Source organism: Microbacterium sp. P5_B6 (assembly GCF_056400345.1).
In genome coordinates this window covers 21,488-43,691 of sequence record NZ_JBFULL010000016.1, presented here as the reverse complement: position 1 = coordinate 43,691, position 22,204 = coordinate 21,488, and the positions used below count along the sequence as shown (strand labels likewise).

The 22,204-nt window shown below is 69.6% G+C and carries 16 protein-coding genes; 9 read left to right on the top strand and 7 right to left on the bottom strand.

The window, feature by feature from the left end; translation table 11 throughout:
* The 3 genes from AC1DP3_RS16110 to AC1DP3_RS16100 form a co-directional block, all read right to left on the bottom strand.
* The coding region (locus AC1DP3_RS16110; protein ID WP_477295021.1) for a carboxypeptidase regulatory-like domain-containing protein at window positions 1-507 on the bottom strand (507 nt) is incomplete at its 3' end.
* Between the two features lie 258 nt (window positions 508-765).
* Complete coding sequence (locus tag AC1DP3_RS16105) at window positions 766-1,722, bottom strand: DNA-methyltransferase (RefSeq protein WP_477295019.1); 957 nt, start codon at window positions 1,720-1,722, stop codon at window positions 766-768.
* Window positions 1,701-2,750: a lipoate--protein ligase family protein gene (locus AC1DP3_RS16100; RefSeq protein ID WP_477295017.1), complete on the bottom strand. Its 1,050-nt coding sequence runs from the start codon at window positions 2,748-2,750 to the stop codon at window positions 1,701-1,703. Before AC1DP3_RS16100 ends, AC1DP3_RS16105 begins: the two co-directional genes overlap by 22 nt.
* A gap of 614 nt (window positions 2,751-3,364) precedes the next feature.
* Between AC1DP3_RS16100 and AC1DP3_RS16095 the strand changes: the two genes are divergently transcribed.
* A complete protein-coding gene (locus AC1DP3_RS16095) occupies window positions 3,365-4,915 on the top strand; it encodes a DEAD/DEAH box helicase (protein ID WP_477295016.1) in 1,551 nt (516 codons plus the stop codon).
* Window positions 4,916-5,424: 509 nt separating this feature from the next.
* Here the strand turns inward: AC1DP3_RS16095 and AC1DP3_RS16090 are convergent.
* Entirely contained in the window at window positions 5,425-6,972 is a 1,548-nt protein-coding gene (locus tag AC1DP3_RS16090) for a glycoside hydrolase family 6 protein (protein WP_477295014.1), read from the bottom strand.
* Window positions 6,973-7,130: 158 nt separating this feature from the next.
* Complete coding sequence (locus tag AC1DP3_RS16085) at window positions 7,131-7,979, bottom strand: alpha/beta fold hydrolase (RefSeq protein WP_477295012.1); 849 nt, start codon at window positions 7,977-7,979, stop codon at window positions 7,131-7,133.
* Between the two features lie 100 nt (window positions 7,980-8,079).
* On the opposite strand from AC1DP3_RS16085, the gene AC1DP3_RS16080 reads away from it, so the two are divergent.
* Window positions 8,080-8,529 carry a MarR family winged helix-turn-helix transcriptional regulator gene (locus tag AC1DP3_RS16080; protein ID WP_477295010.1) on the top strand — a complete coding sequence of 150 codons (450 nt, stop codon included), beginning with the start codon at window positions 8,080-8,082 and terminating at the stop codon, window positions 8,527-8,529.
* Between the two features lie 5 nt (window positions 8,530-8,534).
* Window positions 8,535-9,884 carry an MFS transporter gene (locus tag AC1DP3_RS16075; protein WP_477295023.1) on the top strand — a complete coding sequence of 450 codons (1,350 nt, stop codon included), beginning with the start codon at window positions 8,535-8,537 and terminating at the stop codon, window positions 9,882-9,884.
* A 139-nt stretch (window positions 9,885-10,023) separates the two neighbouring features.
* Here AC1DP3_RS16075 and AC1DP3_RS16070 read toward each other — a convergent pair whose 3' ends face one another.
* Together AC1DP3_RS16070 and AC1DP3_RS16065 are read right to left on the bottom strand one after the other, a co-directional pair.
* The gene (locus AC1DP3_RS16070; protein ID WP_477295008.1) at window positions 10,024-12,483 is read right to left on the bottom strand and encodes a glycoside hydrolase family 2 TIM barrel-domain containing protein; all 2,460 of its coding nucleotides are present in this window, start codon (window positions 12,481-12,483) and stop codon (window positions 10,024-10,026) included.
* Window positions 12,480-13,178: a TetR/AcrR family transcriptional regulator gene (locus AC1DP3_RS16065; protein ID WP_477295006.1), complete on the bottom strand. Its 699-nt coding sequence runs from the start codon at window positions 13,176-13,178 to the stop codon at window positions 12,480-12,482. Before AC1DP3_RS16065 ends, AC1DP3_RS16070 begins: the two co-directional genes overlap by 4 nt.
* A 186-nt stretch (window positions 13,179-13,364) precedes the next feature.
* Between AC1DP3_RS16065 and AC1DP3_RS16060 the strand changes: the two genes are divergently transcribed.
* The 6 genes from AC1DP3_RS16060 (at window position 13,365) to AC1DP3_RS16035 (ending at window position 22,198) form a co-directional block, all read left to right on the top strand.
* On the top strand, window positions 13,365-14,894 hold the full coding sequence (locus AC1DP3_RS16060; RefSeq protein ID WP_477295004.1) for an ABC transporter substrate-binding protein: 1,530 nt from the start codon (window positions 13,365-13,367) through the stop codon (window positions 14,892-14,894).
* Window positions 14,895-14,963: 69 nt separating this feature from the next.
* On the top strand, window positions 14,964-15,905 hold the full coding sequence (locus tag AC1DP3_RS16055; RefSeq protein ID WP_477295002.1) for an ABC transporter permease: 942 nt from the start codon (window positions 14,964-14,966) through the stop codon (window positions 15,903-15,905).
* The gene (locus AC1DP3_RS16050; protein WP_477295001.1) at window positions 15,902-17,794 is read left to right on the top strand and encodes a dipeptide/oligopeptide/nickel ABC transporter permease/ATP-binding protein; all 1,893 of its coding nucleotides are present in this window, start codon (window positions 15,902-15,904) and stop codon (window positions 17,792-17,794) included. The genes AC1DP3_RS16055 and AC1DP3_RS16050 overlap by 4 nt, the downstream gene beginning before the upstream one ends.
* Window positions 17,791-18,648: an ATP-binding cassette domain-containing protein gene (locus AC1DP3_RS16045; protein ID WP_477294999.1), complete on the top strand. Its 858-nt coding sequence runs from the start codon at window positions 17,791-17,793 to the stop codon at window positions 18,646-18,648. The genes AC1DP3_RS16050 and AC1DP3_RS16045 overlap by 4 nt, the downstream gene beginning before the upstream one ends.
* Window positions 18,645-21,074 carry a glycoside hydrolase family 3 protein gene (locus AC1DP3_RS16040; RefSeq protein WP_477294997.1) on the top strand — a complete coding sequence of 810 codons (2,430 nt, stop codon included), beginning with the start codon at window positions 18,645-18,647 and terminating at the stop codon, window positions 21,072-21,074. The genes AC1DP3_RS16045 and AC1DP3_RS16040 overlap by 4 nt, the downstream gene beginning before the upstream one ends.
* A complete protein-coding gene (locus AC1DP3_RS16035; protein ID WP_477294995.1) occupies window positions 21,071-22,198 on the top strand; it encodes a serine hydrolase domain-containing protein in 1,128 nt (375 codons plus the stop codon). The genes AC1DP3_RS16040 and AC1DP3_RS16035 overlap by 4 nt, the downstream gene beginning before the upstream one ends.
* The last annotated feature ends 6 nt before the right edge of the window (window positions 22,199-22,204 follow it).

The window sequence follows — 22,204 nt, the reverse complement described above, 5'->3', positions numbered from 1 at the left end:
CACCGTCGCACCCGCGATCGGCTCCGAGTCATTCGCATACCGGATCGTCCCCGAAATCGAATCCTGCGCATCCAACAGATAGAAGTCCAGGTTGGTCGCATTGGTCCCAGGGTCCAGCACCGTGTCGAAGGCGTCAGCGAACGTCAGCTGACCCGAGTACCACTGGGGCACGTACAGCGCAGGGTCCCCCGCCGCGCGCAGCCTGTACGTGCCAGACGGCAGGCCTGTCAGGCTGTATGCACCATCGGCGTCGGCGACCGTCGTGGCGACCGGCTCGGAACCGTCTCCCGACGCGTCGAACGCTTCGACCTCAGCGCCGGCTACGGGGACCGAGTCGTTCGCGTACCGAATGGTGCCGCTGATGCTGGTGTCGTCGACGGCCCACGCCGCGACAGGCCACGACATCCCGGCGACGAGCAGCGCGCCGATGGCCAGGACAACCCCGGCGAAGCGACTGCCGCGCCGGGCAGAAGCAGCGGAAGATCCGATGAAGAGCGGAGAGGACACGCTTACCTCCGTGGCATACGGCGCGACCGCACGAGCGACGTGCGCCGTGAACTTTATCCCCTGCCTCGGCGAGGTCGGGGTCATCCCGAGAAGGCGGGCGCGAACCCCGTCGGTGCCCCCACGCGGCCCCCGCCGCGCACACCGAACCGACCGCCGATCAACAGGTGCACAACCTCGTGAACCCGGCCCTCGACGGAGCATTCCCCAATGGGAACCTTCTACACCAGGGAGGGCAAGCCCCACAAGAGAGGAAGTGGACTACGTCCCCTTCGAGTCGTGATTCCGAAGGCCAAGAGGGGGCGGTACCGCCACCGTCGCGTGCGGTATGCGCGCGTGCATCACGGCGATCGCGTCGGGGTTGCCGTCAACGAGCACGGCATCCCGCCCCAGAGCCGATGCCACCGCACCTGTCGTGCCGCTCCCGGCGAAGAAATCGAGCACCCGGTCGCCCGGCCGGGTCGATGCCTGGATGATGCGCCGCAGGATGCCCTCGGGCTTCTGCGTCGGGTACCCCGTCTTCTCTCTCCCGGTCGTCGGCACGATCGTGTGCCACCACACATCCGTCGGCAGCTTTCCGCGCTCTGCCTTCTCGGGCGTCACGAGTCCGGGCGCCATGTAGGGCTCACGGTCTACGGCCTCCGAATCGAACCAGTAGCCCGAAAGGTCCTTGACGTAGACGAGGATCGTGTCGTGCTTCGTCGGCCAGCGGCGCTTCGTCTTGGCGCCGTAGTCGTATGCCCAGATGAGCTCGTTGAGAAACCTCTCACGCCCGAACAGCGCGTCCATCAGCACCTTGGCGTAGTGCGCCTCGCGGTAGTCGAGGTGCAGGTACAGCGTCCCGTCCGGGGCCAGCAGGCGCCACGCTTCAGCCAGCCGCGGCTCGAGGAACCCCCAGTAGTCGTCGAACCTGTCGTCGTACGCACGCAGGTCGCCGCGCAGGCGCTCGTACTCGCGCCCGTGGAATCCGCGACGGATGACAGCATCCCTTCCGGGCTTCTCAGGACGATCGACGGATGCCGTGTCCGCCGCGGACGCCGTGCTGCGGGCCGTCTCGACCGAGCGCTCCTGCACGCGCCCCGTGTTGAACGGGGGATCGAGGTAGATGAGGGTGAAGGACTCCGCGTCGAACCCGCGGATGATCTCGAGGTTGTCGCCCTCGTGGATCGTGACCCGTCCAGGCTGGATGCCGTCGGTCACGGCACGCGATGCAGCCACGCGTCCGTCGAGAATTTCGACCCGACGAGAGCCTCGGCTTCGGCGTATTCCTCTTCGGTGATATGTCCCGCGGTGGCGCCGTAGAGGGTGGCGAACGTCTCTTTCAGCTTCTCGATGAACGCCTCACGCGGAAGGCCGGTCTGCCGGCGAAGCGGGTCGACGCGCTTGGCTGCCGACGCCGTGCCCTTGTCGCTCAGCTTCTCGCGGCCGATGCGGAGCACCTCGGTGAGCACCTGACCGTCCATGTCGTAGCTCAGCGTCGCGTGGTGCAGCACGCCGCCGTTCGCGAGGCGCTTCTGCGCGGCGCCGCCGATCTTGCCCTGCGGGCTCGCGATGTCGTTGAGGGGCTGATAGGTCGCCTCGACCCCGAGCGAGCGCAGCGCCTGCAGCACCCAGTCGTCGAGGAAGGCATAGGAGTCGGCGAACGTCATGCCCGAGACGAGGGATGCCGGCACATAGAGGGAATAGGTGACGATCGCGTTCGCGGCCATGAGCATGGCGCCGCCGCCGGAGATGCGCCGGACGACGTCGAAGCCGTGCTTCGACGCTCCGTCCGGGTCGACCTCGTTTCGATAGGACTGGAACGACCCGATCACGACCGCGGACTCGTTCCACTCCCACAGGCGAAGGGTCGGGTTCCGGCGGCCGTCGCCCACACGGCCGGTCAGCACCTCGTCGAGTGCGAGGTTCATGTTCGGCGAGACGGGCGCCTCGTGCACGATCTCCCACTCGAAGTCGCGCCATCCCGGAGCGATCACCAGGGCACGGCGCACGGCGGTGCCGACCGACTCCGGAGTGAACCCGAGCAGCTGCGCCCCCTCGGGCAGAGCTGCGCGGACCGCTGCGGCAATCGCCGTGACGTCTGCCTCGGCCGGAAGTCCGTTGACCGCGGCATCGATGTCGTCGAGCGCTGCGTCGGGTTCGAGGAAGAAGTCGCCTGCGAGATGGAAGTCCGCGATGCGGCCGTCGCGCACCTCGAGATCGACCACGACGAGCTTGCCGCCGGGCACCTTGTATTCGCCGTGCATCCCCTCAGCCTAGGAGGCTCGATGAGCACCGGCATCCCGTGTCCCGGCCCATCTCGTGCACAACGGCGGGGATTGTGGCCGGCGCGCCGRGGCACGGACGGCGCGCCGCTCGCCATCTCCGCCGTTGTGCACGGGCGGCACTCAGGGTCGATGCCGGCTTCACCTGCCGGCGACGCTCCGGCCGGCCCGTGCTCCCGTGCGCCACGGCGGGGATTCTGGCCGACACGCCGGGGCACGGACGGCGCGCCGCTCGCCATCTCCGCCGTTGTGCACGGGCGGCACTCAGGGTCGATGCCGGCTTCACCTGCCGGCGACGCTCCGGCCGGCCCGCGCTCCCGTGCGCCACGGCGGGGATTCTGGCCGACACGCCGGGGCACGGACCGCGCGCCGCTCGCCATCTCCGCCGTTGTGCACGGGCCGGCACTCAGGGAGAGACTCCGGGTGACTGCTAGAGTGGATCCGCGGCCCCTGTGCCGATGCGTCGAAGTCTCGATTCCCGGCCCTCTGTGCCTGACGTCTTTTCGATCGGCGAACCGATGCGCGATCCCGCGCCGTCGCCCTCTTCCGCACCGCAGCGCAAACCTGCGCGCGTGCGCCTTCACGAAAGCATCCCTATGCCTACCTTCCTTGAACTCGGCGTGCCCGAGACTCTCGCCAACGTCCTCGCCGCCGACGGCAAGACCGAGGCCTTCGCGATCCAGCGCGACACCCTTCCCGATTCCCTCGCCGGCCGCGACGTCCTCGGACGCGGCCGCACCGGCTCGGGCAAGACCATCGCCTTCGCACTCCCACTGGTTGCGCGCCTGTCCGGCGCCTCGGCAGCCCGTCGCACCTCGGGCCGCCCCCGCGCCCTGGTCCTCGCGCCGACCCGTGAGCTCGCGACGCAGATCGCAGCGACCATCATCCCCCTCGCCGACGCCACCGGCCTGAAGGTCACCACGATCTTCGGCGGCGTCAGCCAGCGTCCGCAGGAGCAGGCGCTGCGCGCCGGCGTCGACATCGTCGTGGCGTGCCCCGGCCGCCTCGAAGACCTCATGAAGCAGAAGCTCATCGACCTCAGCGTCGTCGAGATCACCGTGCTCGACGAGGCCGACCACATGGCCGACCTCGGGTTCCTTCCCGGCGTCACCCGCATCCTCGCCGCCACGCCCCAGGGCGGCCAGCGGATGATGTTCAGCGCCACCCTCGACCGCGGCGTCGACACGCTCGTTCGGCGCTTCCTCCGCGATGAGGTCCGTCACGAGGTCGACGAGTCCAGCGTTCCGCAGGGCGTCATGACGCACCGCGTGTTCGTCGTCGGCGGCACCGAGGAGAAGACGGCGCTCGTCCGTCACCTCGCATCGGGCCGCGGCCGCCGCATCCTGTTCACCCGCACCAAGCACCAGGCGAAGAAGCTCGCCAAGTCGCTGACGGCGAGCGGCATCCCGGCGGTCGACCTCCACGGCAACCTGTCGCAGCCGGCACGCGAGCGCAACCTCGCGCAGTTCGGCGCCGACCCGGCCAACGGCGGCGTTCGCGTGCTCGTCGCGACCGACGTCGCCGCCCGTGGTGTGCACGTCGACGACGTCGAGCTGGTCGTTCACGTCGACCCGCCCATGGAGCACAAGGCGTATCTGCACCGCTCGGGCCGCACCGCCCGCGCCGGCGCCGAGGGCGTCGTCGTGACGGTCGCGCTCGACGCGCAGCGTGGCGAGGTCAAGGACCTCCTGCGCAAGGCGTCCGTCGGCGCCGCGCTCGAGCCGGTCTCGGCTCAGCACGCGTCGGTCGCCGAGCTCGTCGGCGAGCCGGCGGCACACGTCACCCCCGTCGCGCAGCCTGTGGAAGCGCAGCGGTCGGGTGGCCGGTCGTCGGGCGGCCGCTCGTCCGAGCGCGGCGCCTCGCAGAACGGCCGAGGCGGCTCCGGTCGCGGCCGAAGCGGCTCCGGCCAGGGCGGCTCGGGTCAGGGCGGCTCCGGCCAGGGGAACGGCGCGGGTGCGGGTTCGCAGCAGCGCCACCGCTCCGACCAGCCCGCCGGCACCCGCCAGCAGCCCTCGGGCGCGAAGCGCCACGGTCAGTCGGGCTCGCCGTCAGCCTCGAACTCCGGCTCCAAGCCGCGCTTCACGACCGGCAGCACCGTCGCCGACATCCAGCGGTCGGCGCGCACGCCGCGCCGCGCGCGCGGCTAAGCGCGAAGCATCCACCCCGCTCGTTCGGGGTGAGCGGCAGCGGGGATCGTCGCCGGCACGTCAGACCTACGGGTCTGACGGGCCGGGGCGGTCCCCGCTTCTACGTGGGCCAGGGCGGTCCGCATCCGGGTGGGCCGGTGCGGTCCCCGCTTCTGCGTGGGCTCTGGTGATCCCCGCTTCTACGTGGGCTCTGGTGATCCCCGCTTCTGCGTGCGCCAGCGATCCCGTTTTCCGTGTGCGGCGTGGGCTCTGGCGGTCCCCGCTTCTGCGTGGGCCAGGGCGGTCCGCATCCGGGTGGGCCGGTGCGGTCCCCGCTTCTGCGTGCGCCAGCGACCCCGCTTCTACGTGGGCCAGGGCGGTCCGCATCCGTGGTCGGGAGCGGTCCGCAGCCTGTTGCGAGACTGCCGTCAACGACCTTGGTCCACACCGCCGCCGGCGGCTTCCACCCGTCGCGAGCAGCGAAAAGCGGAGGGGACCGGCGAACCGGTCCCCTCCGCTCCCAGGGGGGATCAGTCGGACGTGCAGGCAGCGCCGTTCAGCCAGAAGATCCATGGCTGCTCGGCCGAGCCTTTCGCGCTCAGCACGACGTCCGGAGCCTTGCCAGGCTTGGCGGCGTTCGCCGTGACTGTCACGTAGTGACCGTTCTGGCGCACGATGCCGTTCGTGGCCTTCGCCACCTGCTGGTCAGCCGACCAGACGAACGTGAGCGGCAGGCCGGTTGCGCCATCGACGTGGAGCTTGGCCGAGAACGCCTTGCCGGCACCCGACGCATCCCAGCTCACGTGGCAGTCGAGGGGTGCCAGCGGCGGATCGGCGAACTCGATGAGCTCGCGCGCCTGCTCGGCGAACCATTGACCGGCGGCGGGATCCTGCATCCCGCGCTCCGGGTCGAGGGGGCCGCCCGTGCCGCGGAAGCACTGGCCGTCCGACTCCCCCGGCACCTTGATCCACAGGTAGGCGTCGATGAACGGGTCGCCCGTGGTCGTCGTCGGCCTCTCGCCGAGGCCGCGCGCCGGCGGGTTGCACCACACCTCAGGGTCGGCCTTGGGCGGCGCACCGGGGTACGGGGCCGCAGGCCCCGCCCAGGGGCCCTGTCCGTTGCGGCTGGTGTCGAGGACGAAGTGGGCCTGGGAGGCCGGGTCACGCGTGACCCCCGTGTCGATGTATGCCTGTTCATACGCGGCATCCGACAGCCCCCAGGTCGAGAAGTCTCCAGGGTTGGCAGGGTAGTACTGGCTCGCGCACCACGCGGGCTCCCACCAGGAGTTCTGCGAGAGGTTGATGCAGTCCGAGATCCACGTGCCGTACTTGGCCAGCCGCTCGGTCTCGACATAGTTGGACGCGTTCAGGAAGAACCCTTCGGCCTGCTCCACACCCGCCTTGATCAAGCGGTCGGAGATGTCGCCCACACCGAGCCAGCCGCTGTGCGTGCCGTCGAGATACACGGAGGTCGCGGCCAGCGCGCCGAGCGCGTCCACGGCGTAGTTGAGCTGCTCGAACCGGTCGGCGGCCGCGGTCGCAGGATCGGCTCCGGCCGGCTTGCACCACTCCGAATCGCCGTTGATGGAGGTGTACCACGGGATGATCCCGAGCCCGTCCGGCTCGAGGATCACCGTCGCCGGGCGGTCGCCGATGCCGGCAGCCAGTCCATCGATCCAGGCCTCGTACTCGGCGGTGTTGGCCGCACCCCCGGCGGAGTACTGCGCGCAGTCGCGGAACGGCAGGTTGTACGCGACGAGGACGGGCATCGCCTCGGCCTCGCTGGCACGATCGACGTAGAGGTCGGCTGCGGCCTGCACCTCGGCGGGCGTGCCCTTGGTGAACCACTCGGCCGACGGGATGCTGCCCAGCAGCTGTGCGTCGTCACGGGCTTGGCCGCTCAGCGACTGCGCGGCCCCGAGGGTGGTGCTGAACGGATTGACGAAGAGCGTCGAACCGGGAAGGTCCGGCTCTGCTCCGGCCGCTGATGCGGCACCGAGCGGGATCGCCAGCGAGCCGACCAGAAGCGCAGCGGCTCCCAGCGCGACGCGCCGACGACGGGGGGATCGGGGGGACATGAAAAGGCTCCTCCTACGGGTCTTCCTTGACCACGCCGACGGCTTCGTCGACGCTGAGCCGGTTCGTGGGAGCGCTCCCACAGCGGCACTAAGAGTCAGCATGCTCCCCGCTCCCCCTCCACGTCAATGATCGGCGTGAAGGTCGCGTCGCTCTGGGCTCAGTCCCGGTGGGGCATCCGCTTGTCGAGCCACGCCAGCACGTCGGCTCGGACATCCGCCTGCGAGACCTCGTTGAAGATCTCGTGCCTCGCGTTCGGGTAGACGAGCGTGGTGATGTCGGTCAGCCCCGAACGGGTGCGGTAGACGTCCGCGAGCTTGTGGACGCTGCGCGGCCCGCCGACCGTGTCGTCGCGCCCCACCAGGAGAAGCAGCGGGATGTCATGGCCCAGGTTCTTCCGCGGGCGACCGTAGTTCTTCGCCACCTCGATCGGCCCGAACAGCTTGATCGGCGACTCCTCGGTCGTGAGCGGATCGTCGCGGAAGGCGGCGCCGACGGCGGGGTCTGATGAGAGCCATTCCAGTCCGGTCGCGTCGGGCCCGTCCCATGGCTTGTTGTGGCCGCCCGTGCGGATCCAGCCGGGCATGCGGTAGGCCGAGCCCGAGAGGATCATCCCGCTGAACCCCTCGGGATGCTGGTTGACGACCATCTGCGCGATGAACGATCCGCCCGAGTGGCCGAGGATGACGACCGGGAGTCCCGGGTTCTCGGCGTAGATGGTCTGGGTGAGCTGCCAGATCGCGGCGACCGTCGCGCCCAGTCCCCCGCGTCCGAGGTGCCCGAGCTTGGCGGCGTCGCCGTGCTGCTTCATCCCGGTGCGGCCGTGGCCGCGCAGATCGCCGGCGTACACGGTGTAGCCCACCGAGGTCAGCGCCTCGATCAGCGCGACATACCGGCCGCTGTGCTCACCGACGCCGTGCAGCAGCTGCACCACAGCCCGCGGCGTCGTTGTGGCGGGATGGACGTCGTAGATGATCGCGATGCCGTGTGCATCGATGAACTCGGGCATGCGCCTGAGTCTAGGTGGCCGTGGATGCCCCGCCCCGCAGTCCCTCGCAGCGCTTCGACCATTTACTTAGCAACGCTAATAAGCTATGCTAACGATCACGATGACGACTGCGCCCACCGAGACCACCACCGAAGACCTCGCCGCCGAATCATCCGAACTGAGAATCGCCACCTTCCGCCTCGCGCGCCGCCTCCGGGCAGAACGCGCGATCGACTCCATGAGCGATGGACAGTTCGCCGTGCTCGCCACCCTCAAGGTGCACGGGCCGCATACCCTCGGCGAGCTCGCCGAGCGCGAGCGCGTGTCGGCGCCGTCCATGAACCGCACCGTCAACTGCCTCGAAGAGTCCGGCTACCTCACCCGCACCACCGATGAGGCCGACCGTCGCAAGGTGAGCATCGCGCTGACGGATGCCGGCCTCGATGTCGTCGAAGAGACCGTGCGTCGGCGAGACGCATGGCTCGAAGCAGCCCTCGCCGGACTCCGACCCGAGCAGCGCACGCTGCTGGCCCGCGCGGCCGAGATCATGCAGGAGGTGGCCGCGCTGTGAGTGCCATGTTCCGTTCGTTCTCGGTCTTCAACTACCGCGTCTGGTTCATCGGCGCCCTGGTGTCGAACATCGGCGCCTGGATGCAGAACACGGCGATGAGTTGGGTGGTGCTCACCGAGCTCACCGACAACGATCCCGCCGCCATGGGCATCACGATGGCCCTCCAGTTCGCCCCGCCGCTCCTCCTCGTCCCCGTCACGGGCTGGGTCGCCGACCGGTTCGACCGGCGCCGGCTGATGGCCATCACCCAGACGCTGCTGCTGCTCCTCGGTCTGGCGATCGGCATCCTTCTCCTCACCGGGATCATGACGCTCCCGATCATGTACGGGTTCGCACTGGCGCTCGGCGTCGTGGCCGCCTTCGACAACCCGGTGCGCCAGGCCTTCGTGTCCGACCTCGTGGCGCGCGAGAACGCCTCGAACGCGGTGGCGCTCAACGCGGCGTCCTTCAACGGCGCCCGCATGATCGGGCCGGCGATCGCCGGCATCGTGATCGTCGCTGTCGGCACCGGCTGGGTGTTCCTCGTCAACGGGCTGACGTTCCTCGGCATGCTCGTCGCGCTCGCGCTCATCCGCCCGACGGAGCTCGTGCCGCGCGGCAAGAATCAGGGTGCCGGCCGCCTCGCGGATGGCTTCCGCTACGTCGGCAAGCGTCCCGATCTCATCGTGACGTTCGCGATGGTCTTCATCCTCGGCGCGTTCGGCATGAACTTCCCGATCTTCGCCTCCACGATGGCCCTCGAGTTCGGCGAGCAGGCGGACGGCTACGGCCTGCTCAGCTCGATCCTCGCGATCGGATCGCTCACGGGTGCACTGCTCGCCGCCCGCCGGGATCGCGCCCGCATCCGGGTGGTCGTGATGGCGACGCTGCTCTTCGCGATCGCGGCGACGGTCTCGGCGTTCATGCCGACGTACTGGCTGTATGCCGTCACCCTCATGGTCACGGGGTTCGCCGTCGTCACGACACTGACGACCGCGAACGGCTACGTGCAGACCACGACCGATCCGGTGCTTCGCGGGCGCGTGATGGCGCTGTACATGGCGATCCTCATGGGCGGCACCCCGATCGGCGCTCCCATCGTCGGCTGGGTCGCCGGCGAGTTCGGCCCGCGCGTGGCGATCATGCTGGGTGCGGTGGCCGCGCTGGTCGCCTTCGGTATCGGAGCGACGTGGATGCTGGCATCCGGTCGCGTCCGCCGCGACGAGTCCCGGCGCTTCCGGCTCACCATCGACGAGACGGTGCCCATCACCATCGCCTCTCCGGCTCCGGAGGAGTTCAGCGAAACGGGGTCGTGGACGACCCCGATCCCGCTCGCTCGCGACGGCCGCGGGATGCCGGAGCAGCGCAGCGCCTGAGGGGACGAAGGTCGTCCCGTCTCCTTCGCCGCCGAATCCACCCACCTTCCGCGAATCCACCCAGTTCGATGCGCCGATCCGGGTGGATTCGCGAAGACCGTGTGGTTTCGCGCGTTCGCAGCGGGTCACGAGGCTCGCGTCAGGACGCGGTGACCGAGACGGATGCCGGGGCGAGACCGTCGGCCGACACGGTCACGGTGATCTGGCCGGCGCCGGTCGGGCGCACGACCGCGAGCGCGCGCCCGTCATACGTGGTGACCGAGGGGCCGGCGAGGGACTCCTCGGTGCGCGCGCGGCCGGTGCCGATGCCGGCCAGGACCGCGGGACCCTCGACCTCGACGGTCACCAGGCGATCAGCGTCGGCGGGGACGATACCGGCGCCGTCTTCGAGGGTGATCGCGACGAACGCGAGACCGTCCGAGAGGACGAGCGCGTCCTCGGCCCGCGCGACGAGCGACAGGGCAGCGGATGCCGTCCGCAACGCGTGTCGCCCGGTTTCGGCGCCGCCCGTCCTGGCGACCGCGACCAGCTTGCCCGGGCGGTATTCGGTCTCGAAGCGGGCGAGGAAGCCTTTCACTTGGCCGAGGGCGGAGACGCCGAGCGAGACGCCGTCGAGGAGGAGCTCGACCTCGTCGCCGGCGGCGTACACGTCGACGGTGACCCGGGCGCCGGGCGCGGCATCCCATGTCCACGAGGCGATGGAGTCGTCCCACGACCAGGGCGTACGGGCCGTGGGCCGCCCGTGGTGCTCGGGGCGATGCACCGCGATGTACGGGTCGGTGCGCAGGCCGAACACGATCTCGCGCCAGTACGAGACGGTGCGGCGATGACCCGTGATGTCGAGATCGCCCGATTCGGCGAGCAGGTACGGATACGGACCCGCGGTGCCGGTGGGGACGTAGCCGTCCACGTCGGTGTAGTCGACCCGGCCGATCCCCGCCTCGCCCAGGTAGTCCCAGCCGGTCCACGTGAAGTCGCCGATGACGTGGGGCAGCCGCTCGACGAGCGACCACATGACGTCGATCTTCTCGGGGAAGGTCTCCGACCCCACGATCACGCGGTGCGGAAAGAGCTCGGCATCCAGTTCGTATCGAGAGTCGGCGTAGTTGAACCCGACGACGTCGAGCACCGACGCGGACTCCTCCGTCGACTCCGTCACCATCGCAGAGGCGTTCATCTGCGCCATCTGCTCGCCCATGTCAGCCATCATCGTGTTCGGATCCGAGCCATCCGGCGCACCAGGCGCCGACGCGCTCGACGAGAGCTGCTCCGCTTCGGCTATCGCCTCATGCATGCGATCCAGGTTCGCGATGATCCCGTTTATGCCGTTCGTGACATACCGCGTGTCATCGAGGGCGCGGAAGCCCTCGGCGAGACGCCGGCTCCACGCGGATCCGGCTGGCGTCCCGAGCTCGAGGATCTCGTTGCCGATCGAGTACAGCACCACGCTCGGGTGGTTGAAGTCCTTCGCGACGAGCGCGGCGACATCCTTCTCCCACCGGTCGGCGAACGAGGGCGCACCGTCGAAGCCGGTCTTGGACCGCGTCCAGACATCGGTGAGCTCGTCCATCACGAGCACGCCATGACGGTCGCAGGCATCGAGCATGGCGCGGCTCATCGGGTTGTGGGCGCTGCGCAGGGCGTTGAACCCGGCCTGCTTGAGCAGACGGACGCGTCGATCCTCGGCCGCGTCGATCGTCGCCGCGCCGAGCGGGCCGTTGTCGTGGTGCACGCACGCCCCACGGAGGTTGACGGGCTCCCCGTTGATCCGCAGCCCGTGCTGGGGGTCGAGCTGCAGCCGACGGATKCCGAAGGTGGCGGCATCCGTGTCGATCCGCTCGCCGCGCTCGTCGTCGAGAGACGCGTCGACCACGTGGAGTGCGGGCGCATCGACGCTCCACAGGCGGGGCGAGGAGACCGCGAGCCGAGAGCGAGCTGTCGCCGAGGAGCCGGGGAGCACCGTGACGGGGGCCGACGTCGTGGCGAGCTGATCGCCGGCGGGTCCGGTGATCGACCACGTGATTCGCGTCGTCCGGGTGTGGCGGGTGGTGTTCTCGACCGTCGCCGCGACGGCGACGATGGCGCGCTCGTCATCGATGTCCGGGGTGGTGACGCGCAGTCCGTTCAGCGCGAAGTGCACGGGGTCGGCCACGAGGAGGTTCACCGGGCGATAGATGCCCGCTCCGGAATACCACCGGCTGTCCTTGTGCGCCTTCGCCTCGACGGTCAGGCGGTTGGGCTCGCCGAAGCGCAGATAGGGGTCGAGCACGGCCGTGAAGGCCTGGTACCCGTTGGGCTCATGGACGATGAAGTCCCCGTTGAGGTAGACCGCGGCATCCCGGTACACGCCCTCGAACTCGACGATCACCGACCTGTGGCGCCACTCCTCGGGGACGTCGATCGTCTTCACGTACTCGAACACCCCGCCCGGGTGGTAGCCGGTGTGCACGCCCTGGTCGCTGCCAGGCGATCGCGGGAGATCTCGGATCGCATCGTGCGGGAGCGTGACCGGGCGCGCTTCGTCGGCGGCGGCGCGGGACTCGAACGCGCCGAGCTTGGGTCCGACCGTCCAGCCGTCGTGCAGCGGAACCCGGATCACGCGGAGCCCTCTTCGAGCTGGCCGTCGGCGTCCGCGTCGCCTTCGACGGCCGTCGAGGGCGACGCCGGCTTCAGCTCGGCATCGACGAACCCCTCGAGGAACTCTCGCAGCTGCTCGGCCATATCCACCGTCGACCGATCGAGCAGCCACTGCACCTGCATCCCGTCCCAGAGCGCGATCGTGGCGACCGCCGCCCGTCCGGGGTCCACACCGGCGAGCAGCCTTCCGTCACCGGCCAGCTTCTCGAAGGCCGCGCGGATCATGCCGCGGGTGAAGACGTAGCGATTCGCGAAATAGGCGTGCGCCGGGTGATCCCGTGACGTGGCCTCGGCGGAAAGGACGCAGTACAGCTCGACGACCCCGGGAACCGAGGCGTTGTAGGCGGCCAGATCGATGAGCCCCTGCAGGGTGGCCACACCATCGGGCGAATCGACGTCGACCAGGTCGCGGGAGAGGTCGTCGCGCCGATCGAGCACCGCCTCGAGGAGCTTGACCTTGTTGGGGAAGTGGTGAAGCAGGCCCGCCTCGCTGATGCCGACGCGCGTCGCGACGTCCCGGAGCGAGCCGGCGCGATACCCCGACTCGGCGAACACCTCGAGCGCAGCATCCAGGATCTCGATGCGCCGGGCCTTCGTCTTGGCGTACTCGCCGCGGGGCCTGCGCGCCCTTGCCTGCGTTGCTGCGGTGTCCGTCATCGTCCTCACCGAATCTGTCGCACGGCGCCGTCGTCGACGTCCGTGAGGGCCAGTATTCCACCCCTCAAATGTTAAAACCTAGCGACACCTAGATATTTATTTCAAAACCTAGCGTGCGCTCGGATTTCCTGTTAGCGTCTCCCCACGGCGATCCGCAGGGGTATCGCCACGACGAATGGACAACGAATGTTCAGATGGAAGGCCACAGCAGCCGCTCTCGCGGTCGCCGCCATCGCCCTGACCGGATGCGCCGCCAGCGGTGACTCCGGATCGGGTGACGGCGACGGAGGCGGCACACTCACGCTCGGGGCGATCCTGGCGCCGACGACGTTCGACCCCGCTGGTTCCGAGTGGGGCAATCGCGCTCCCTTCTACCAGGCGGTCTACGACACGCTTCTGCTCGCCACCCCCGAGGGGACCATCGAGCCCTGGCTCGCGACTGAGTGGTCGTACAACGACGACAGCACGGTCCTGACGATCACCCTCCGCGACGACGTCACGTTCAGTGACGGATCCACCCTCGACTCGGCGGACGTGGTCGCGACGATGCAGCGCTCGAAGGACGGCGCCGGACCCGACAAGGGCTACTTCAACAACGTCTCGAACATCGAGGCACCCGACGCCACGACCGTCGTCCTGACGCTCAGCGCACCCGACCCGGCACTCCTGAGCTACCTCACCCGCACCGCCGGGCTCGTCGCGAGCTCGGAGTCGCTCGAGAGCGCCGACCTGCCCACGACCCCCGTCGGCTCCGGCCCCTACGTCCTCGACACCTCGGCCACCGTCACCGGCACGAGCTATGCGTATACGAAGAACGACGACTACTGGAACGCCGACGCGCAGCACTACGACAAGGTCGTCATCAACGTCCTGGGCGACGTGACGGCCGCACTCAACGCCATCAAGGCGGGCGAAGCGAACGGCGTCAAGCTGGCCAACAACGACAACCTCGCCGAGGTCGAGGGCGCCGGCTGGACCATCAACGCCAACGAGCTCGACTTCCAGGGCCTGCTGCTGCTGGATCGCGCGGGCACTCAAGCACCCGAGCTCGCCGACGTCAAGGTGCGCCAGGCGATCAACTACGCCTTCGACCGCGAGGGGCTGCTCAGCGCGATCGGTGCCGACAAGGGCACCGTCACGACGCAGGTCTTCAACGCCGCGAGCGACGCCTACGACCCCGCGCTCGACGAGTACTACACGTACGACCCCGAGAAGGCGAAGGAGCTCCTTGCGGACGCCGGCTACCCGAACGGCTTCACCCTCAGCATGCCCTCGGTGACGGCGTTCGGCACCGCCGCCCCCACGCTCGTCCAGCAGCAGCTGGCCGACGTCGGCATCACCGTCGAGTACACCGAGGTCCCCCTGAGCAACTTCATCGCCGACCTGCTGGCCCCGAAGTACCCGGCATCGTTCATGGCCCTCGAGCAGAACCCGGACTGGCAGCTGGCCCAGTTCATGATCGCGCCGCAGGCCGTCTTCAACCCGTTCCACTATCAGGACCCCCAGGTCGACGAGTACCTCCAGGAGATGCAGTTCGGCGACGAGGCTGCGCAGGACTCCGCGGCCAAGGAGCTCAACGCGTACATCGTCGAGCAGGCCTGGTTCGCCCCGTTCTTCCGCGTTCAGGGCAGCGTCGCGACGGATGCCAACACCTCCGTCGAGATGCTTCCGACCAACGCCTACCCGGMCATCTACGACTTCGTCCCGAAGTCCTAGCAGGCCACCCCGGCCCGCCCGTGCGCGGGCGGGCCGGACCCCTCTCGTCCCTGAGACCTGGAGCGCAGCATGCTCACGTTCATCATCAGACGCATCATCGCCGGCGTCATCCTCCTCTTCGTCATCTCGGCGCTCTCGTTCGGCCTGCTGTATCTCGACAGCGCCAACATCGCCCGCCGGATCCTGGGTCAGAACGCCACGGCCGAGGCCGTGGCACAGAGGACCGAAGAGCTCGGCCTCAATCGACCCCTCGTCGTGCAGTACTGGGATTGGCTCACGAACGCCCTGACGGGCGACCTCGGCCGGTCGTGGTTCAACGGCCAGCTGGTGACGGTCAGCCTCCAGGGTCGCGTGGCAGTCACCCTCTCGCTCGTCATCGGCACGACGATCGTCACCGCGATCTTCTCCGTCATCCTCGGCGTCTGGGCTGCCCGCCGCAGCGGCGCGGTGGACGGCACCGTGCAGTTCTTCTCCGTGCTGGGCTTTGCGATCCCGGGCTTCCTCATCGCCCTGTACCTCGTCCTGATCTTCGCGATCAACCTGCACTGGTTCAAAGCCACCGGGTACATACCCCTGACGCAGTCCTTCACGGGATGGCTGTCGTCCGTGACGCTGCCGATCATCGCTCTCTCCATAGGCGCGATCGCCGCCGTGACGCAGCAGGTGCGCGGCTCGATGATCGACGCGATGTCGCGCGACTACGTCCGGACGCTCCGCAGCCGCGGACTCGACACGCGCAGCGTCGTGTACAAGCACGCACTGCGCAATGCGGGTGGCCCCGCCCTTGCCATCCTCGCGGTGCAGTTCATCGGCCTCCTCGGCGGCGCCGTCATCGTCGAGCAGATCTTCGCCCTCCCCGGGATGGGCCAACTGACCGTGCAGGCCGGAGTCCAGGGAGACATCCCCGTGATGATGGGGCTCGTCGTCGCGACGGCCGTCATCGTCATCGTCGTCAATCTCGTCATCGATCTCGCGCAGGCTGCGCTCAACCCGAAGGTGCGACTGTCATGACCGCCATCGAAGTCCCACCCGCAGTTCCCATCCCGCACATCCGCACGTCGCTCTTCCGGCGCCTCGTGCGCAAGCCCGTCGGGCTGATCGCGCTCGGCTACCTCGGCTTCGTCATCCTCATGGCGATCATCGGGCCCTTCATCGCCCCGTACGACCCGAATGAGGCCTCGCTGCAGCTCGTGCTCGCGCCGCCGAGCCCCGAGCACCTGCTCGGCAACGACAGCGCCGGTCGCGACGTCCTGTCGCGGCTGCTCTGGGCGACCTCCACGACGCTGGCGGCAGCATCCGTCGCCATCGTCACAGCCCTCCTGATCGGAGTCATCGCGGGTCTCATCGCGGGCTACTTCAAGGGCTGGTTCGATTCGGTCGCCTCGTGGGTGACCTCGCTCATCATGGCGCTGCCCGGCATCGTCGTGCTGATCGCGGCCCGCGCCGTGCTCGGCCCGTCGGTGTGGTGGGCGATGCTCATCTTCGGCATCATCCTCTCCACGGCGTACTACCGGCTGACATACGCCGCCGTCGTGGGCGTCCGCAGCGAGCTGTACGTCGACGCAGCGCGCGTCGCGGGCCTGTCCGACATGAGCATCATCGGCCGGCACATCCTGTCGGTCGTCCGCGCGCCGATCATCATCCAGACCGCGATCATCGCGGGCATCGCGATCGGCATCCAGTCCGGGCTCGAGTTCCTCGGCCTCGGCGACATGAGCGTGCCCACGTGGGGATCCATGCTCAACGACGGCTTCGCGAACATCTATCGCGCGCCGCTGCTGATGCTCTGGCCGTCGCTCGCGATCGCCACGACGTGTATCGCGCTGGCCCTCCTCGCCAACGCGATGCGCGACGTGCTGGAACGCACCGCGACGGTTCGCCGCCGGCGCCGGGCGGTCTCGTCCGCGACCGGCTCGATCGCCTCGGTCACCACCTCCATCGCCACAAGCGGAGCGGATGCTGCGCCCATCGACGACTCGATGGAGCTGCCGATCATCACCGAGACGATCGTGCACCCCGACGACGAGCAGACCGCGTTCAACCGGCACGAGGTGGTGCTGAGAGTCCGCGACCTCCGCGTGGCGTACCAGCAGCCCGAGGGCGCCGACATCGAAGTGGTCCACGGCGTCTCGCTCGACGTCCGCAAGGGCGAGATCCACGGCCTCATCGGTGAGTCCGGATCGGGCAAGACCCAGACGGCGTTCGCTGTGCTGGGGCTCCTCCCCCGCGGCGGGCACGTCTCCGGCGGCACCATCGACTACGAGGGCACCCAGCTCGCCGATGCCTCCGAGCGGGTGTACGCAGGCATCCGCGGCAAGCGCATCGGCTACATCCCCCAGGAGCCGATGTCGAACCTCGACCCGTCGTTCAAGATCGGGCACCAGCTCGTCGAGCCGCTGCGCAAGAACCTCGGCCTCAGCACGAAGGAGGCGACCGCCAAGTCGCTCGCCCTGCTCGACCGGGTCGGCATCCCGAATCCGCAGCGGACGTTCGACGCGTACCCGTTCGAGGTCTCGGGAGGCATGGCGCAGCGCGTGCTGATCGCCGGCGCCGTCTCAACCGACCCCGACCTCATCATCGCCGACGAGCCGACGACAGCCCTCGATGTGACGGTGCAGGCCGAGGTGCTCGACCTGCTGCGCGACCTGCAGCGCGAACGCCAGATGGCGATGCTGCTCGTCACGCACAACTTCGGGGTCGTCGCCGATCTCTGCGACCGGGTCTCGGTCATGCAGCAGGGCCTGTTCGTCGAGCAGGGACCGGTCCGCACGATCCTGGGCAGCCCGTCGCACCCGTACACGCAGTCGCTGCTCGACGCGATCCTCGACGAGGGTCCCGCCCGGCCGGCATTCGCCACGAGCGGCGGCACTGCCGTCGCCCTCGAAGGAGGACGGTCATGACCGCTCTGCTCGACGTCAAAGACCTCGAGGTCGCGTACCCCGGCAAGGGCTTCCGCGCCAAGCCCTTCCAGGCGCTCAAGGGGGTGTCCCTCGACATCCGCGCGGGTGAGACCGTCGGGCTCGTAGGCGAGTCGGGGTCGGGCAAGACGACCCTCGGCCGCGCCGTGCTCGGGCTCGCACCCGTCACCGGCGGATCGATCGCGTACGACGGGCGGGATATCGGCAACCTGAGCCGCCGCCAGCGGCGCGATCTCTCCAGCGAGATCCAGGTGGTCTTCCAGGACCCGTACTCGTCGCTCAACCCGTCGCTGACCATCGAGCAGATCCTCGCCGAGCCGCTCACCGCGCGTGGTGTCGCGGGCAAGGATGCCAAGGCCCGCGTCCGCGACCTGCTCGACCGCGTCGGCCTCCCCGCCAACGCGGCAGGCCGCCTTCCCCGCGAGTTCTCCGGCGGCCAGCGCCAGCGGATCGCGATCGCGCGGGCCCTCGCGCTCGACCCGAAGCTCATCGTCTGCGACGAGCCGGTGTCGGCGCTCGACCTCTCGACCCAGGCACGGGTGCTCGACCTCTTCATCGAGATCCAGGAGCGCACCGGGGTCGCCTACCTCTTCATCTCCCACGACCTCGCCGTGGTGCGGCACATCTCTCACCGGGTCGCCGTGATGTACCGCGGCGAGCTGGTCGAGACAGGCGACGGTGACCAGGTCACCGCCCGCCCCGAGCATCCCTACACCCAGCGACTGTTCCTCGCCGCGCCGGTGCCGAACCCTGATCACCAGGCGGCGCGGCGCGAAGCGCGCCGTGCGCTGATGGCCGAACAGGCGGCACAGACCATTCAAGGAGAAGCAGCATGACGACGCCCGCAACGTCCACCCAGCCCGACACGGTGCAGCACCTGATCCCCCTCCTCGAGAAGCTCACCCTCGAGCAGAAGGCGTCACTCATCCAGGGCGCCGACTTCTGGACCACCGTGGCGCTTCCCGAGATCGGACTGCGGTCGATGACCCTCTCGGACGGTCCCGCGGGCGTCCGCGGACCACGGTGGGACGAACGCGAGCCCTCGCTCAACCTTCCGTCGGGCTCGGCCCTGGCCGCCTCGTGGGATGTCGACCTCGCGTACCGGTACGGCGCGGCAGCGGCATCCGAAGCTCGTCGCAAGGGTGTCGACGTCGTGCTCGGGCCGACGATCAACCTGCACCGCTCTCCGCTCGGCGGCCGGCACTTCGAGTGCTTCAGCGAAGACCCGGAGCTCTCGGCCGAACTCGCGGCCGCGTATGTGCGGGGCCTCCAGGACAACGGCGTGGGCGCGACGCCCAAGCACTACATCGCGAACGACTCCGAGACCGACCGCTTCACCGTCGACGTCCTTGTCGACGAGCGCCCGCTGCGCGAGCTCTACCTCGCGCCGTTCGAGCGCGCGGTCGAAGCCGGTGCGTGGGCGATCATGAGCGCCTACAACTCGGTCGACGGCGTGACCATGACCGAGAACGAGCTGCTCGAGACGCCGCTCAACTCCGAGTGGGGCTTCGACGGGGTGGTGATCAGCGACTGGACAGCCGTCCGCTCGCTCGATGCGATCCCCGCCGCCCAGGACCTCGCCATGCCGGGCCCGGCTCCCGCCTTCGCCGATCTCGTCGAAGCCGTCCGCGATGGGCGGGTGAGCGAGGCGGATGTCGACCGCAAGGTGCTGCGGATGCTGCTCCTCGCCGAGCGCGTCGGCGCGCTCGAAGGGTCCGCCACGATCGACCCCGCACTGCTGGACGGCGTCGCATTCACGCGCGAAGCCGGCATCGCCGGCACGGTGCTGCTTGCGAACGACGGCGTGCTGCCGCTGGATGCCGCATCCCTCACGAAGATCGCTGTCATCGGTCACAACGCACGCGAGGCCCGCACGCAGGGCGGCGGCAGCGCGACCGTCCTCCCCGAGCACATCACCTCGCCGCTCGAGGGCATCCGCACCGCCTTCGCCGGGGCCGAGGTGCGTTACGAGCTGGGCGCCGTCGTGCAGGACGGCGTGGCCGAGATTCCGCTCGAGCACCTCACGAACCCCGTGACGGGCACGCCCGGGGTCCGCGTCACCTTCTTCGACGGCGATGGAACGGAGATCTTCGCCGAGGACCGCCGCGCCACCGCCCTGGTCTGGTTCGGCGGCGACGCGCCCATCGTCGCGAGCCGGCGCGTCACGGTCGAGGGCCTGTATACGCCCGCCGAGTCGGGCCCGATCCTGCTGGGCTTCGCCGGCGCGAACCCCGGACGGCTGTTCGTCGACGGCGAGCTGCTCGTCGACGACGTCCCGGTCATCGAGGGCAGCGACCTCGGCGCAGCCTTCCTCAATCCTCCGTCGGTGACGGCGCCCATCACGGTGACGGCCGGCGAGCAGCGCCGGGTCCTCGCCGAGATCACGCTCGCACAGGACGGCGCCCTCGTCGGCGCCCTCTCGCTCACCGTCGGCATCGCTCCCGATGACTCCGACCCGGACGCGCTCATCGCCCGCGCCGCAGCGACCGCGGCGGCATCCGAAATCGCGATCGTGGTGGTCGGCACCAACTCCAAGGTCGAGTCCGAGGGCTACGACCGCGTCGACCTCGACCTCCCCGGCCGCCAGGACGACCTCGTCCGCGCGGTCGCGGCGACCGGCACGCCGACGATCGTCGTGGTCAACGCCGGCTCGCCGGTGGTCCTGCCGTGGGCTGACCAGGTCTCGGCGGTCGTCCAGGGCTACTTCGGCGGCCAGGAGTTCGGCTCGGCTCTTGCTGCCGTACTGAGCGGCGCCGCCGAGCCGGGCGGCCGCCTGCCCACGACCTGGCCCGCCGCGCTCGCGGATGTGCCGGTCACGGATGTCACTCCCGACGACGGCGTGCTGCGCTACACCGAAGGGCTCCACATCGGCTATCGCGCCTGGCTGCGGACGGATGCCGAGCCGGCGTTCCCCTTCGGCCATGGCCTGGGCTACACGTGGTGGTCATGGGGCGTCGCGCAGCGCGACGGCGATGTGCTCGAGGTCACCCTCGCGAACACCGGGGCCCGCTCGGGCAAGCAGGTCGTGCAGGTCTACGCCTCCCGGTCGGACTCCGCCGTCGAGCGACCCGAGCGCTGGCTCGTCGGCTTCGCCACCGTCGAGGCCGCAGCCGGCGAGACGGTGACGGCCCGCATCCCGGTGCCTGCCCGTCGCCTCGCGCACTGGGCCGGCGAATGGGCGGTGGAGCCGGGTTCCTACACGCTCCGGGCCGGGGCATCGGTGGCCGACCTGCCTCTGGCCACGGAATGGGAGGTCGCATGACCCCGCTCGAGGGGATACTGCGGGGCACCGCCGACGACCGGCTTGAGGAGATCGTCACCAGGCTCGAGAGGTTCCTCGCGGAGGATCCCGATCTGTCGTTCCAGGCCGCGGCGTTCCACGACGGCGTGCCCGTGCTCGACGTCTGGGGCGGACCGCACCTCGGCGAGGATTCGGTCACGGTCCCGTTCTCGGTCACCAAGAACACGATCGGACTGTCGATCGGCCTCCTCGTCGAGCGCGGCGAGCTCGACCTCGACTCACTCGTCGCCGAGCACTGGCCCGAGTTCGCGCGGCACGGCAAGGGCCGGGTCACCGTCCGCCAGCTGCTGTCGCACCAGGCCGGCCTCCCGCAGGCGACACCCGCGCTCACCGCTGACGAGCTGCTCGATCCCCACCGTGCGGCCGAGCGCCTTGCCGCGAGCGCTCCGTTCTGGCAGCCGGGGAGCGCCTTCGGATATCACGCCCTCACGATCGGCAATCTCGCGTCCGAGCTTGTGTTCCGCGTGACGGGTCGCACGCTGCAGGAGTTCTACGAGCAGGAGATCCGCGCGCCGCACGGCATCGACTTCTACCTCGGGCTGCCGCCGGAGCACGACCCTCGCAAGGCTCGGACGCTGCCGATGATCCGGCCGGTCGCCGACTCGTCGACCATCTACGAGTCGACCCTCGGTCCCACGGTCTGGATGACGCCGGGACCGCCGGTGGATCTCGCCAACGACGAGATCAGCTGGCGCTTCGGCCACCCGGCGGTCTCGGGCACCGGCACGGCGCGGGGTCTCGCGCGACTCTTCGCCGCCGGCGTGACCGGCGTCGACGGCGCCGCACCCTTCCTCTCGACCGACACCGTCTTCGCGATCGGCCGGCAGCAGGTGAGCGGCTACGACCAGGTGCTCGGCCAGCCGCTGCGCGCGCACTCGATCGTGTTCCAGAAGCCGACCCCGTCCCTCGCGTTCGGCGGGCCACGCGCGTTTGGACACGACGGCGCGATGGGGGCGCTCGCGTGCGTCGATCCCGACACCGGGGTCACGTTCGCGTGGACGATCGCGCGCGGTCCGTGGCCCGGCGGCGCCGACCCCCGAGCAGTCGCGCTCGCCCGCGACCTGGGCCGCGTCCTCTCCTCCTGACAGCTC

Coding starts and splice junctions, on each gene's coding strand:
- AC1DP3_RS16100 (WP_477295017.1), bottom strand. CDS start 2,750: ATGCACGGCGAATACAAGGTGCCCGGCGGCAAGCTCGTCGTGGTCGAT.
- AC1DP3_RS16095 (WP_477295016.1), top strand. CDS start 3,365: ATGCCTACCTTCCTTGAACTCGGCGTGCCCGAGACTCTCGCCAACGTC.
- AC1DP3_RS16090 (WP_477295014.1), bottom strand. CDS start 6,972: ATGTCCCCCCGATCCCCCCGTCGTCGGCGCGTCGCGCTGGGAGCCGCT.
- AC1DP3_RS16085 (WP_477295012.1), bottom strand. CDS start 7,979: ATGCCCGAGTTCATCGATGCACACGGCATCGCGATCATCTACGACGTC.
- AC1DP3_RS16080 (WP_477295010.1), top strand. CDS start 8,080: ATGACGACTGCGCCCACCGAGACCACCACCGAAGACCTCGCCGCCGAA.
- AC1DP3_RS16075 (WP_477295023.1), top strand. CDS start 8,535: ATGTTCCGTTCGTTCTCGGTCTTCAACTACCGCGTCTGGTTCATCGGC.
- AC1DP3_RS16065 (WP_477295006.1), bottom strand. CDS start 13,178: ATGACGGACACCGCAGCAACGCAGGCAAGGGCGCGCAGGCCCCGCGGC.
- AC1DP3_RS16055 (WP_477295002.1), top strand. CDS start 14,964: ATGCTCACGTTCATCATCAGACGCATCATCGCCGGCGTCATCCTCCTC.
- AC1DP3_RS16050 (WP_477295001.1), top strand. CDS start 15,902: ATGACCGCCATCGAAGTCCCACCCGCAGTTCCCATCCCGCACATCCGC.
- AC1DP3_RS16045 (WP_477294999.1), top strand. CDS start 17,791: ATGACCGCTCTGCTCGACGTCAAAGACCTCGAGGTCGCGTACCCCGGC.
- AC1DP3_RS16040 (WP_477294997.1), top strand. CDS start 18,645: ATGACGACGCCCGCAACGTCCACCCAGCCCGACACGGTGCAGCACCTG.
- AC1DP3_RS16035 (WP_477294995.1), top strand. CDS start 21,071: ATGACCCCGCTCGAGGGGATACTGCGGGGCACCGCCGACGACCGGCTT.